Origin of the sequence: Promicromonospora sp. NPDC090134 (assembly GCF_044746965.1) — a bacterium.
Classification (GTDB): Bacteria; Actinomycetota; Actinomycetes; order Actinomycetales; family Cellulomonadaceae; genus Promicromonospora.
This window is the reverse complement of the sequence record NZ_JBIVCZ010000010.1, coordinates 34,059-46,940: the sequence shown is the minus strand read 5'-3', so window position 1 is coordinate 46,940 and position 12,882 is coordinate 34,059. Positions and strand designations below refer to the sequence as shown.

At 72.6% G+C, this 12,882-nt stretch carries 12 protein-coding genes; 11 read left to right on the top strand and 1 reads right to left on the bottom strand.

Translation table 11 applies throughout. The annotated features are described in order from the left end of the window. Positions 1-142 precede the first annotated feature (142 nt). From infC to ACIPN7_RS23685, 10 genes are all read left to right on the top strand, one after another. Positions 143-1,222, top strand: coding sequence for a translation initiation factor IF-3 (infC, locus tag ACIPN7_RS23730; protein WP_400548748.1), 1,080 nt, complete (start codon positions 143-145; stop codon positions 1,220-1,222). A gap of 103 nt (positions 1,223-1,325) precedes the next feature. Then, a complete protein-coding gene (rpmI, locus tag ACIPN7_RS23725; protein ID WP_020016628.1) occupies positions 1,326-1,520 on the top strand; it encodes a 50S ribosomal protein L35 in 195 nt (64 codons plus the stop codon). Between the two features lie 69 nt (positions 1,521-1,589). Further along, the gene (rplT, locus tag ACIPN7_RS23720; RefSeq protein ID WP_285101606.1) at positions 1,590-1,973 is read left to right on the top strand and encodes a 50S ribosomal protein L20; all 384 of its coding nucleotides are present in this window, start codon (positions 1,590-1,592) and stop codon (positions 1,971-1,973) included. Positions 1,974-2,023: 50 nt separating this feature from the next. Then, entirely contained in the window at positions 2,024-2,872 is an 849-nt protein-coding gene (locus ACIPN7_RS23715; protein ID WP_400548219.1) for a TrmH family RNA methyltransferase, read from the top strand. A gap of 44 nt (positions 2,873-2,916) precedes the next feature. Further along, the gene (locus tag ACIPN7_RS23710; RefSeq protein WP_400548216.1) at positions 2,917-3,513 is read left to right on the top strand and encodes a VanZ family protein; all 597 of its coding nucleotides are present in this window, start codon (positions 2,917-2,919) and stop codon (positions 3,511-3,513) included. A 69-nt stretch (positions 3,514-3,582) separates the two neighbouring features. Continuing rightward, positions 3,583-4,035: a hypothetical protein gene (locus ACIPN7_RS23705; RefSeq protein ID WP_400548213.1), complete on the top strand. Its 453-nt coding sequence runs from the start codon at positions 3,583-3,585 to the stop codon at positions 4,033-4,035. A 44-nt stretch (positions 4,036-4,079) separates the two neighbouring features. Then, positions 4,080-4,676: an RNA 2',3'-cyclic phosphodiesterase gene (gene thpR / locus ACIPN7_RS23700; RefSeq protein WP_400548210.1), complete on the top strand. Its 597-nt coding sequence runs from the start codon at positions 4,080-4,082 to the stop codon at positions 4,674-4,676. A 577-nt stretch (positions 4,677-5,253) separates the two neighbouring features. Next, positions 5,254-6,321: a phenylalanine--tRNA ligase subunit alpha gene (pheS, locus tag ACIPN7_RS23695; protein ID WP_400548207.1), complete on the top strand. Its 1,068-nt coding sequence runs from the start codon at positions 5,254-5,256 to the stop codon at positions 6,319-6,321. 1 nt (position 6,322) lies between these two features. Beyond that, the gene (pheT, locus tag ACIPN7_RS23690; RefSeq protein ID WP_400548204.1) at positions 6,323-8,875 is read left to right on the top strand and encodes a phenylalanine--tRNA ligase subunit beta; all 2,553 of its coding nucleotides are present in this window, start codon (positions 6,323-6,325) and stop codon (positions 8,873-8,875) included. Next, positions 8,868-9,770, top strand: a complete 903-nt coding sequence (locus tag ACIPN7_RS23685; protein ID WP_400548201.1) for an SDR family NAD(P)-dependent oxidoreductase — start codon at positions 8,868-8,870, stop codon at positions 9,768-9,770. Before pheT ends, ACIPN7_RS23685 begins: the two co-directional genes overlap by 8 nt. Positions 9,771-10,061: 291 nt before the next feature. Here ACIPN7_RS23685 and ACIPN7_RS23680 read toward each other — a convergent pair whose 3' ends face one another. Continuing rightward, positions 10,062-11,330 carry a GDSL-type esterase/lipase family protein gene (locus ACIPN7_RS23680; RefSeq protein ID WP_400548198.1) on the bottom strand — a complete coding sequence of 423 codons (1,269 nt, stop codon included), beginning with the start codon at positions 11,328-11,330 and terminating at the stop codon, positions 10,062-10,064. Between the two features lie 243 nt (positions 11,331-11,573). Here ACIPN7_RS23680 and ACIPN7_RS23675 point away from each other — a divergent pair, with 243 nt between their 5' ends. Next, on the top strand, positions 11,574-12,866 hold the full coding sequence (locus ACIPN7_RS23675) for a hypothetical protein (protein WP_400548195.1): 1,293 nt from the start codon (positions 11,574-11,576) through the stop codon (positions 12,864-12,866). Positions 12,867-12,882: the final 16 nt, after the last annotated feature.

Here is a 12,882-nt window from a genome sequence, read left to right as displayed (position 1 = left end):
GGTGCGAACCGGGTGCGCAAAGTGGATTCCATCCCACCCGAGTCACGACGGTGCACCGCAAGGTGCCGACAGAGGCCGGGTCCTTGGTCGGGTACGAAGGTCCGGCGGTGCTGTTGCCGGGTCGGCGTGTCCTTTCCTCGTGATGGCCTCCACCTGTGTTCAGGGCGGGGGCCATTTCCCGTTCCTGGTGGTCCATCAACGACTTCTTAGGAGCATCACCATCACCGAGCCTCGCATCAACGACCGGATCCGTGTCCCCGAGGTCCGACTCATCGGTCCTGGCGGGGAGCAGGTCGGCGTGGTTGCCACGGCGGTCGCCCTGAAGCTCGCCCAGGACGCTGACCTCGACCTCGTCGAGGTCGCGCCGGACGCCCGCCCGCCCGTCGCCAAGCTCATGGACTTCGGCAAGTTCAAGTACGAGTCCGACATGAAGGCGCGTGAGGCCCGGCGCAACCAGGCGAACACGGTCCTCAAGGAGATCCGTTTCCGCCTCAAGATCGACCCGCACGACTACGGCACCAAGAAGGGCCACGTCGAGCGGTTCCTCTCGGCCGGCGACAAGGTCAAGGTCATGATCATGTTCCGTGGCCGCGAGCAGTCGCGCCCGGAGATGGGTCGTCGCCTGCTGGAGCGCCTGGCGGAGGATGTCGCCGATCTCGGTTTCGTCGAGTCCATGCCCAAGCAGGACGGCCGCAACATGACCATGGTCCTCGGGCCGGTCAAGAAGAAGGCTGACGCCAAGGTCGAGCAGCGCAAGCGCGCTACGGAGATCAACGCGGGCCGGATGACCAAGTCCGAGGCCAAGGCCCAGGCACGTGCGGTCGACGAGGTCGACGACGTGGAGCCCGCCGAGGACCAGGTCGACGAGACGGTCGAGACCGTGGTCGAGGAGCCCGCGGTCGCGGCTGCTCCGGAGCCCGCCGAGGCGCCGGTCGTCGAGCCCGAGCCCGAGCCGGAGTCGGAGCCCGTCGTCGAGGCGGAGCCCGAGCCGGTCGCCGAGGCCGAGCCGGTCGTCGAGGCCGAGCCGGTCGTCGAGCCCGAGCCCGCCGCCGAGGCGCCTGCCCCGGCAGCGCCGAAGCCGGCCGTCAAGCCCGCGGCAAGGACTGCCTCCAAGCCGGCAGCGAAGCCCGCCGCCAAGGCAGCTCCCAAGCCGACCCCGGCCCCCAAGCCGGTGCCGAAGCCCGTGGCCCCCAAGCCGCGTGCGCCGCGCCAGGCCGGCTGAGACCGAGGTCCTCAAGACCACCACGACACCGGGCCGGCTGACCGGCCCAGGTACACGTCGCCGTTCCAGCAACGGTCGACCGACATGAGGAGAGACGGCAGTCATGCCGAAGAACAAGACGCACTCCGGCTCCAAGAAGCGGTTCCGGGTCACGGGTAGCGGCAAGGTCATGCGCGAGCAGACCAACGCCCGCCACTACCTCGAGCACAAGTCCAGCCGTCGTACGCGTCGTCTGGCCGTGGACCAGGTCGTCGCGCCTGCCGACGTCAAGAAGATCAAGAAGCTGCTCGGTAAGTGATCCCCGTGGCGCGCGCCTGACGCGCGCCGCCCGGAACCCTTCCAGCCCCGAAGTAACAAGGAGTCTCACGTGGCACGCGTGAAGCGGGCAGTCAATGCCCAGAAGAAGCGCCGTACGACCCTCGAGCGCGCCGCCGGTTACCGCGGCCAGCGCTCGCGCCTCTACCGGAAGGCGAAGGAGCAGGTCACCCACTCGCTCGTCTACGCCTACCGTGACCGGAAGGCGCGCAAGGGCGACTTCCGCAAGCTGTGGATCCAGCGCATCAACGCTGCGTCCCGCGCGGAGGGCCTGACCTACAACCGCCTCATCCAGGGCCTCAAGGCCGCTGGTGTCGAGGTCGACCGCCGCATGCTCGCCGAGCTCGCGGTCAACGACGTGGCGGCGTTCAACGCCCTCGTCCAGGTCGCCAAGGACGCGCTGCCGGCGGACGTCAACGCCCCGGCCGCTGCCTGAGGTTGAGCATCTCACCGGACGCCCGGACAGTGTCCTCCTCGGAGGCATCCGTGCCGCTTGACGTGACGCTCGCGAATCCGCGAGCCGACCGGGTCAAGCAGGTGCGGTCACTGGCCGGGCGTTCGGCACGTTCCCGGCACGGTCTGTACCTGGTCGAGGGCCCCCAGGGGGTCCGCGAGGTCGTCCGGCACGCCGCGTCGTCGGTCCGGGACGTCTACCTGACGCCGTCGGCCGCGTCGCGTTACACCGAGATCGTCGACGACGGGCGCGCGGCCGGGGTGTTCCTGCACGTCGGCACCCCGGAGGTGCTCGACGGGATGAGCGCGGACGCCCAGGGTGTGCTCGCCGTCGTCCGCTCCACCGCGCCCACGCTGCGCGAGGCGCTCGACGCGCGGGACCCGGAGCGCGCCGGCCGGCCGCTCCTGGTCGCGGTGCTGGCCACCGTTCGTGACCCGGGGAACGCCGGCACCGTGATCCGTGCCGCGGACGCCGCGGGAGCGGACCTCGTGGTGCTCGCGGGGGAGAGCGTGGACGTGCACAACCCCAAGGTGGTGCGCTCCACCGCGGGGTCGCTGTTCCACCTGCCCGTGGTGACGGGCCTCCCGCTGGACGGCGCGCTGGCGGAGCTGCGTGCCGCCGGGTGCCAGGTCCTCGCCGCGGACGGCACCGGCCCGTTCGACCTGGACGACCTGCTCGACGATGCCGGCAGCGGTACCGCCCCGGACCTCGCCGGGCCGACGGCCTGGGTCTTCGGCAACGAGGCCTGGGGACTGCCGGAGGCCGACCGGGCTCTGGCTGACGCCGTGGTGCGCGTGCCGATCCGCGGCCGGGCGGAGTCGCTCAACCTGGCGACCGCGGCGACGGTCTGCCTGTACGCGAGCGGCAGGGCGCAGCGCTGAGGCTGCCCGAGGCCGCCGCCGACGTCTGGGGCGCCTGGGGCCACGTGCTGCGGCCCGCCGCCCTGGCGCTGGTCGTCGCCGTCCTGGCGATCCGCCTGCTCGTGCGGGTCCGGCGCCTGCGGGGAGTCCCGCACGCCCGCGCCTGGCGGCACTCCGTCGCCGAGGTCGGCATGGTCGTGGGCACGGCGCCGTGGGTGTGGATGATCCTCACGCCCCAGCCCGGTGAGCGCGGCCTCTCGCTCGTCCCCTTGCGGGACCTCGCCGACCAGCTCTCGGGGCCGGTCCCCGCGGCGGTGGTGCAGGTGGGCGGCAACCTCCTGGTCCTCGCCGCGCTCGGCTTCTTCCTGCCGGTGCGGTTCGAGCTGGTCGCCGGGGCTGGTGCTGGTGCCAGGGCTGGCCTTCCGTCAGGCGCGCGGTCCGTCCCCGCGTCCGGGTCCGCTCGGCGCACCGTGGCGGTGCTCGCCCGGGTCGCGGTCGTCCTCGTGGGGGTCGCCGCGACCGTGGAGGTGCTCCAGTACGTGCTGCGGCTCGGTCGGGTGACCTCCGTGGACGACGTGCTGGTGAACGTCGCGGGCGGCCTGTTCGCGGCGCTGTGCTCCCGCAGGTGGTGGGCGGACCGTGCGCCGCTCGGCGGGCGCTGAGGACGCCCGGGCGGGTGACTCTTGCGCCCTGGCGTATCGCGTCGCGACGCGGTCACCTACCGTGGGCAGATGAGGTACATGCCTGATCTGAACCGCATCAGCGAGGCCCTGACCGGAGCGTTCGGCGTGCGGCAGGTGTACGGAGAGCCGATCGAACGTGATGGGACCCTCGTGATCCCGGCCGCCCGGGTGGCGACCGGCGGGGGCTCAGGTGGCGGAGGCGGCAGCGAGCCGGGTGGCCACCACGCCACGGGCGGCGACGCCGAGGGTGGGGCCGGGGCGGCCCCCGATGCCGACGCCGAGGCGGACGGCGAGACAGGCGCCCTCGGGGAGGGTGGCGGCGGCGGGTTCGGCTTCGGCCGCCGCGCCGAGCCGGCGGGCGCCATCGTCGTGGACGACCAGGGCGTGCGCTGGGTACCGGCGGTCGACGTGAACCGGATCGTCCTCGGGGGCCAGATCGCGTTCGTGGTCGCGGCCGCCGTGGTCGCGTGGGCCGTGACGCGCCGCCGCCGTCGTCGGTGAGAAATGGGCTCCCCGCAGGGTGGGCCCGCCCCTAGGATCGTCAGGTGCGGTTGTTCACGGCGGTCATCCCGCCCCAGAGCGTCCTTGACCATCTCGGGCTCGCGATCGATGGCGTACCTGCCTCTCCGCGGTGGGTACCCCGCGAGAGCCTCCACATCACGCTCGCGTTCTACGCCGACCTCCCGGAGGGGACGGTTCCTGAGCTGCGCGACGACCTGTCCGACGTCGCGCGCAAGCACGGGCCCGTCGACCTCCGGCTGCGCGGCGCCGGGTCGTTCGGGGCGCGGGTCCTGTGGATCGGCATCGACGGCGGCACCGAGGCCCTGAAGGACCTGGCGGCCGACTGCCTGTCCGCGTCCCCGCGCGAGGTGCCCGACGACGTGAAGCCGCACCGGGCGCACGTCACCGTGGCGCGCGCCCGCGCCGGGCAGGTGAAGCCGCCGCGCGGCCGGGACCGCTGGGGCAAGCGAGCCGGTGCCGAGCCGCGGTCGGCGCTGGAGCCCGCCGCCCAGGCGCTCTCCGTGTACGCCGGACCGCAGTGGACGGCCGACTCGTTCGCGCTCGTCGAGTCCCACCCGGGGGAGGGGCCCCAGGGTGGCCCGCGGTACGAGGTCGTGGAGACCTGGGCGCTCGAGGGCTGACCGGCCCCGGTCGGGTCGGGCGCCGTCTCCACGGCCGGGACCAGGGCCGCCCCGGCCGTGGAGACATGGCTGTTCGAGGTGCCGACGCTCGGTGAACCGGACGCGCCAGGGAAGAGGCCGTGGCAACGGCCCGCGCGTCCCGCTCCGCCTGCCTCCGCATTCGAACATGTGTTCCACACTAACGCACTGTTTCGCGATGCGCCACCGATCGTGGTCAAGGACGTTCGCGTGTGGTTTTCCGAGAGCAAACGCCCTAAACGGGCAGGACTGCGCGCGGTGTGGTGCGAGGCTATGCCCGCTCACCGACACGAAGAAAAAGTGTGCCAAGCGCCACGACGTGGGGCCCGTGAATCGCGTTGCCCGGTCGCGGCGAGGCATGGAATGATGGCGCCATGCAGCTACTGACCCGCCGATTTATGCGGCCCGCCACGGGCCGTGCGGCGAGCGCTGCGCGCGGGCACTGAGCTGCCCTGTGGACAACGCGTCCTGAGCCCTGGCGGGCACCTAGACTTCAGATGCCGGTACGGGTCCCCACGCAGGGACCGGACCGGCTCCCGAATCCGCCAGGAAGGCAAGCATGTCCACGCCCGATGAGAAGGCACCCATCGATCCGCTCGACGAGGCGGCACTCGACGCCGCGGTCAAGACCGCTCTCGACGACATCGCGAAGGCCGGCGACCTCGACGCGCTGAAGGCCGTCCGCACGCTGCACACGGGGGACCGCAGCGCCCTGGCCCTCGCCAACCGGGGGATCGGCGCACTGCCGGGACCCGACAAGGCGAAGGCCGGCAAGCTCGTGGGCCCGCGTCGCGGCCGGATCAACCAGGCGATCGCCGCCCGCCAGTCGGAGCTCGAGGCCGAGCGCGACGCGCACGTGCTGCTGGAGGAGACGGTCGACGTCACCCTCCCGGTGCGGCGTGCGACGGCCGGCGCCCGGCACCCGATCGAGCTGGTCCAGGAGCGCATCGCCGACTTCTTCGTGGGCCTCGGCTGGGAGATCGCCGACGGCCCCGAGGTCGAGGCCGAGTGGTTCAACTTCGACGCCCTGAACTTCGGCCCGGACCACCCCGCCCGCCAGATGCAGGACACGTTCTACGTTGCGGGGCAGGACGGCGCCGACTCGAACCTCGTGCTGCGCACGCACACCTCACCGGTCCAGGCGCGCTCCCTGCTGGAGCGTGGCGTGCCCCTGTACATCGCGTGCCCCGGCAAGACGTTCCGCACCGATGCGCTCGACCAGACCCACACGCCGGTGTTCCACCAGGTCGAGGGCCTCGCCGTCGACAAGGGGCTCACGATGGCCAACCTCGTGGGCACCCTGGACGCCTTCGCCCGGGCGATGTTCGGGCCGGAGGCCAGGACGCGCCTGCGCCCGGCGTTCTTCCCGTTCACCGAGCCGTCCGCCGAGATGGACCTCTGGTTCCCGCAGAAGAAGGGCGGCGCCGGCTGGATCGAGTGGGGCGGCTGCGGCATGGTCAACCCGAACGTGCTGCGCGCCGCGGGCGTGGACCCGGACGAGTACACGGGCTTCGCGTTCGGCATGGGCATCGAGCGCACGCTCATGCTGCGCCACTCGATCGCGGACATGCACGACATCGTGGAGGGCGACGTGCGCTTCTCCACCCAGTTCGGGACGGAGATCTGAAGTGCCCCTCATCGTGAAGGACTGGCTCGCGGACCACGTCGAGCTGCCCGCGGACCTGACCGCCGAGCAGCTCGCAGCCGACCTGGTGAAGGTCGGCCTGGAGGAAGAGGCGATCCACGGGGCGGCCGTGACCGGCCCTCTGGTGGTGGGCCGCGTCCTCGAGATGACCCCCGAGCCGCAGAAGAACGGCAAGACCATCAACTGGTGCCGGGTCGACGTCGGGCCCGAGCACAACGACGACGAGGGCGCGCGCGGCATCGTCTGCGGCGCGCACAACTTCGGCGTGGGCGACTACGTCGCGGTCTCGCTGCCCGGCACTGTGCTGCCCGGCCCGTTCCCGATCGCCGCTCGCAAGACCTACGGGCACGTGTCCGACGGCATGATCTGCTCGGTCCGGGAGCTCGGGATCGGCGAGGACCACGATGGGATCCTGGTGCTGACACGGCACGGGTTCACCGAAGAGGACCTCACTCCGGGCCAGGACGCGATCGTGCTCCTGGGCCTCGGGGACGAGGTCCTCGAGATCAACGTGACCCCCGACCGCGGCTACGCGTTCAGCTACCGCGGCGTGGCGCGCGAGTATGCCCACTCCACGGGTGCCAAGTTCACCGACCACGGCCTGGCCACCGGCGCCGAGCCCGCGGCCACCCCGGACGGGTTCGAGGTGCGGGTGCAGGACGACGCGCCGATCAACGGCGTCGTGGGCTGCGACCGCTTCGTGACGCGCGTCGTGCGGGGCATCGACCCGTCCGCGCCCACGCCCGCCTGGATGAAGCACCGCCTCGAGGGCTCCGGCATGCGGTCCATCTCCCTGGCGGTCGACATCACTAACTACGTGATGCTCGACCTCGGGCAGCCGCTGCACGCCTACGACCTGGCGCAGGTCTCGGCACCGATCGTGGTCCGCCGGGCGACCGCCGGCGAGCGCCTGACCACCCTCGACGACGTCGACCGGGCCCTGGACACCGAGGACCTGCTGATCACCGACTCGCCCGACGGCGCGGGCAGCCGCGTGCTCGGCCTGGCGGGCGTCATGGGCGGAGCGTCGTCCGAGGTCAGCGCGACCACCACCGACGTGCTCGTCGAGGCGGCGCACTTCGACCAGATCACGGTCGCCCGCACCGCCCGCCGGCACAAGCTCCCGAGCGAGGCTGCCAAGCGGTTCGAGCGTGGTGTCGACCCGCTGCTGCCCGCCGTCGCGGCGCAGCGCGTGGTCGACCTGCTGGTCGAGCTCGGCGGCGGTACGGCCGACGCCGCGGTGAGCGACCTCGACGAGACCGGGACGCCCGCCCAGATCGCGCTCAAGGTCACCGAGCCCACCCGGCTGTCGGGTGTCGAGTACACCCCGGAGCAGGTGCGCAGCACGCTCGAGGAGATCGGCGCCGGCGTCGGGACCGCCGGCGAGGGGGTGCTCACGGTCACGCCGCCGTCCTGGCGGCCCGACCTGACCGAGCCCGCCGACCTGGTCGAGGAGGTCGTGCGCATCCAGGGCTACGACGAGATCCCGTCGGTGCTCCCCGCGGCCACAGGGGGCCGGGGGCTCACCACCGAGCAGCGCACGCGGCGCTCGGTCGCGCGCGCCCTGGCCGAGGCCGGATTCGTCGAGACCCTCAGCTACCCGTTCGTGGGCACGCCCGAGTACGACGCCCTCGGCCTGCCGGCCGACGACCAGCGCCGTGTCTCGCTCCGCCTCGTCAACCCGATGGCGGACGACAGGCCGCTGATGCGGTCCAACCTGCTGGTCACGCTGCTGGAGACCGTGCGGCGCAACGTGTCGCGCGGGCTCACCGACCTCGCGGTCTACGAGATCGGGCTGGTCACCACGCCGGCGGAGGGCGCCCCCGTGGCGCCGACGCTGCCCGGCGGTGTGCGGCCCAGCGACGAGCAGCTCGCGGCGCTCGCGGCGGCGGTCCCCGACCAGCCGCGCCGGGTCGCCGGTGTGCTGACCGGCAAGCGCGAGCTCGCCGGATGGTGGGGCTCGGGCCGTGCCGCCGGCTGGGCGGACGCCCTGGAGGCGGCGCGCCTCGTGACCGAGCGCGCGGGGGTCGACGTCGTCGTCTCCGGCGATCCCGACCGGATGCCGTGGCACCCGGGGCGCTGCGCGCGTCTTGAGCTCGCGGACGGGACGCTCGTCGGTCACGCCGGTGAGCTGCACCCCAAGGTCGTCGAGGCGCTGGGGCTGCCCGCGCGGGCGGCGGCGTTCGAGGTGGACCTGACGGTCCTGGTCGGCGCGGCGTCGGGCGAGCCTGTCGTCGCGGCGCCGGTGTCCGCGTTCCCCGCGGCCAAGGAGGACTTCGCCTTCGTGGTCGACGGCGGCGTGCCCGCCGAGGTCGTGCGGTCGGCGATCGTGGCCGGGGCCGGCGACCTCCTGGAGGACATCGCCCTGTTCGACGTCTTCACCGGGGAGCAGGTGGGCGAGGGCAAGAAGTCGCTCGCGTACTCGCTGCGCCTGCGCGCGGCGGACCGCACCCTGTCCGCCAAGGAGGTCCGCGCGGTGCGCGACGCCGTTGTGGAGTCGGCGTCGGCCGCGGCCGGCGCGGTGCTGCGTGGCTGACGCGCCCGCTGCGGGCGCCGCTCCGGCGGCGGGCACCCCTTCGGGGGCGCCCGCCGCCGTCCCGCCGGCACGGACGGCGCTGGTCACGGGCGCCTCGCGCGGCATCGGCCGCGAGATCGCACTGGGTCTCGCGCGAGCAGGGGTGCACGTCGCCCTGCTCGCGCGAGACGCGGCGCGGCTTGAGGCCGTGGCCGCCGAGGTCCGGGCCGCCGGGGTGGACGCCGTGGTGCTCGCTGCCGACGTGTCCGACCCGGCGGCGGTGCGCACCGCCGTCGAGCAGGCGCAGGACGCGCTCGGCTCGGTCGACCTGCTGGTCAACAACGCCGGCGCCATCGAGTCCGAGCACCCGCTGTGGGAGGCTGACCCCGACGAGTGGTGGTCGGTCTTCGAGACCAACGTGCGCGGCCCGTTCCTGTTCAGCCGCTGGACGGTCCCGGGCATGATCGCGCGCGGCGGGGGCCGGGTCGTCGACCTGGCCTCGGGCGCGAGCTCGCACGAGATGCGGGGCGGCAGCTCGGCGTACAACGCGAGCAAGACCGCCCTGCTGCGGATGGGCGCCAACCTGCACGACGACGGTTTCTGCCACGGGATCCGCGTCTTCGAGCTGGCACCCGGCGTCGTGAAGACGGACATGTCCACGGGTATGACGCTCCACGAGGGCCGCACCGAGTGGACCCCCGTCGAGCGCGTGACCGACGTGGTCAACGCGATCGCGGCCGGCGAGCTCGACATGTGCTCGGGCTGGTTCCTGCGGGTCTCGGACGACACGCCCGAGTCGCTGCGGGCGCGGGCGGCCGAGGCCGCCGAGCAAGGCGCCGAGGGCACCGCGCGCCGCCTGCGCGTGCTCCCGGCGGGTAGCGGCGACCCGCTGACGCGCGCCCTCACGGGCCGCTGACCCAGCACTCCCTCATGCCTCGCTGACGCGGCCCTCACGACCCGCTGAAGCGAGCCCTGACAACCCGCTGACGCGGGCCCTGAGAACCCGCTGACCGGGGCACGCGGCTGGCTGACCCGGTCGCGTCTTCTCCTTCGAGGCCCGGGTTTCTTCGCTTTGAGCCAGCTCAAAGCGAAGAAACCCGGGCCTCGAAGGTGATCGAGAGTGACGGCGACGGTGACGGTGACGGTGACGGCGACGGTGACGGCGAGGACGACGGGGGCGGGCCCGCGACTGCCGGGCCCGCCTCCGTCAGCGGGCCGAGCGGGCCGAGCGCGCCGCGCGCGCCGCGCGCGCCGCGCGCGAGAGACGGTCCAGCGGCACCGACCGGGCGATCGCCGACTGACCCGCGATGTTCGCGTGGACCCCGTCTCCGCTGTCGTACGGCGGGTAGATGGAGTTTGGGTTGTTCGGGTCGCGCAGCACGGCGTCGAAGTCGAACACCCCGTCGCAGGTTCCTGAGCAGTTGCCGCCTGCCCGGACGAAGTCGTTCACGACCGCGCGCCGCGCGTTCTGCTCGGCCGTGTAGCCGGGACGCGGCGTGATCGGCGTGACGAAGACCTTGATCCCGGCCGCCCGCAGGCGGGCGAACGTGTCCCGGTAGGCCGCCAGGATCGTCTCGGCGCTGCAGTTGTTCGCGAGGTCGTTGGTGCCGTAGTAGTAGATGACCGCCCGGACGCGGTGCAGCGCGAGCACGTCTCGGTCCAGGCGCGAGACGCCGTCCAGGCCGCCGGCTCCGCACGCGGGCGCCGCCGTGGTCCCGGCGATCCCCTCGTTGACCACGGCGACCTGACGGTCGGCGGGCAGCTCGTCCACGACCCGCCGCGCGAGCGTGTCGGTCCAGCGCTGGAAGACGGCCGGCGGCGGGCAGCCGGTACCGCAGTTGTCCGCGCCCACGCCGTCGACCACCGAGCTGCCGTAGGCGACCACCGTGCCGGCGACGTCGGGGCCGAGCACGTCCACGGCGCTGACCAGGTAGGTCCAGCCGTGCGTGTCGGGGAAGCCGGCGCCCGAGGTGTCGGCGGTCGTGTTGCCGCCGCCCGCCGCCGAGAAGTAGTTGGTGCGGCCGGCCAGGTCGTGGAGCATCATCCGGGTCGGGTTCGCGAGGTAGAAGCTCACGGCCAGGTCGTCCATGGCGGACGTGGCCAGGTTCACCGGGTCGCTCCAGACCTCGCCGCCGGCCGGGACCGACACCGTGGGCGAGCCGCCGAAGGTGACGGTGCGCAGGCTCTCCGGCCGCACGGCCGCGCCACCGGCGCTCAGTCCCGCGGTGGTCGCGTTCACCACCAGGGGTGCCGTGCCGAACTGGTTCTGCAGCCGCACGCGCAGCGCGGAACCGCCCTGCGTCAGCCGGGTCACGACCCGGACCGACCGGTTCTGGAACGTCTCCGGGCTCAGCCCGGAGCTGCGCTGCTGCGACTGCGTCCACGACGTCGACCACTCGTCGGCATCGGGCGCGGACGCGCCGGCGGTGACACCGCCGCCGACGGCGATCCCGGCCGCCGTGACGAGCGTGATCAAGGTACGTGCAAGGTCTCGGAACACCATCGGTCCACCCGCTTCGTTGCTCGAGTCGTCGCTGATCGAGTACGTGACGTGGCACCGAGCGCCCCGCCAGGCGGAACACCCGCCAGACGGAACGTATGACCCGGGCACCCGACTGTCAACGCTGTCATCGCCGACCGGGTGACTTTTTTGCTGGCGAGCGGGCGCGCCCGCTCCTACGGTGTGCAGGCAACCGTCCCCTCGTGCAAGGAGACCATCATGCGCCGTCGTCGCCGCTCCGCACTCGCCGTCGCGAGCCTCGGGCTGGCCGCCCTGCTCGCCACCGCGGGCCAGGCCACAGCAAGTCAGGCCACCGCGAACCTGACCCCGTCCGGGCAGTCCGAACAGGCCGGGCAGTCGGAACAGGCCGACCAGGCCGCCCTGGCGGCCGGCGCGACCCCGCTCACCGCGAGCAACTTCCGTTACACGCTGTCGCAGACGTCGTCGTCGCTGGTCAGCGCGCTCGACTCCGCGCTGCCGAACGTGACCATGGGCGCGGTGGCCGACGATGCGAACCGCACCCCGAGCTGCGGCAGCGCCCCCTCGGTCACGAACCGCACCGCGTACTACTGCTGGAACGCAGGCGACCAGGACACGGACGCCTGGTATCCGCAGGGCATCACCACCAGCTCGGACGCGTACGCCGAGGGCACCTACGACGGCAAGCGGATCAACCTGGTGAGCTGGTACGACCACGCCGAGGACGGGATCGACAAGGGCGTCCGCATCAGCGTGTCGAACCTGTCGGCGAGCGCCTCCGCCCCGCCGTACCGGCACATCCTGCTGGTCGAGCCGAGCGGGACGGCGAGCGCGCCGTCGTTCAAGGCCGTGAACGTCCACGCGGGCGGCATCATGTGGTACGGGAACCTGCTGTACGTGGCGGACACGAGCGGTGGCTTCCGGGTGTTCGACCTGAACCACCTGTGGCAGGTCTCGACGGGCGACTCGTCGGCGATCGGGCGGCAGTCGGACGGCTCGTACCAGGCCTTCGACTACAAGTACGTGCTGCCGCAGACGGCGAAGTTCACCGACTCCACGGCGGGCGGGTACGCGCAGCTCCAGCACTCCTCGGTCTCGCTGGACCGGACGAGCACGCCGGACTCGGTGGTCGTCAGCGAGTATCGCAGTGCGGCCGACGTCGACGCGGGCGCGCAGGTCAGGACGATCCGGGTGCCGATCGACTACACGAACCGGTACCTGAAGCCGGCGTCGGACGGGATCATCAAGGCGACCGAGGCCTACCGGACGGACCTGGAGAGCGTGCAGGGTTCGACGGCGATCAACGGTGAGTTCTTCTTCTCGCAGAGCGACGGCTCCGACCACTCGGACCCGAACTCGGACGGTGACCTGCACACCTTCGTGGCGCCGTCGGGTTCGATCGTGCGGCACGGGAACGCGCTGACCGTGGGGGCGGAGGACCTGTCCTACGACCCGACGCGGGACTATCTGTGGTCGCTCGGTGAGTACCCGGGCTACCGGTGGGTGTACGCGGCGGACGCGTCGTCGTTCTGAGCCTCGCCCGCGACAC

Bases quoted from the DNA above. Each gene is read 5' to 3' on its own strand.
- rpmI (WP_020016628.1), top strand. From the start codon at position 1,326: ATGCCGAAGAACAAGACGCACTCCGGCTCCAAGAAGCGGTTCCGGGTC.
- ACIPN7_RS23705 (WP_400548213.1), top strand. From the start codon at position 3,583: ATGAGGTACATGCCTGATCTGAACCGCATCAGCGAGGCCCTGACCGGA.
- infC (WP_400548748.1), top strand. From the start codon at position 143: ATGGCCTCCACCTGTGTTCAGGGCGGGGGCCATTTCCCGTTCCTGGTG.
- pheS (WP_400548207.1), top strand. From the start codon at position 5,254: ATGTCCACGCCCGATGAGAAGGCACCCATCGATCCGCTCGACGAGGCG.
- ACIPN7_RS23675 (WP_400548195.1), top strand. From the start codon at position 11,574: ATGCGCCGTCGTCGCCGCTCCGCACTCGCCGTCGCGAGCCTCGGGCTG.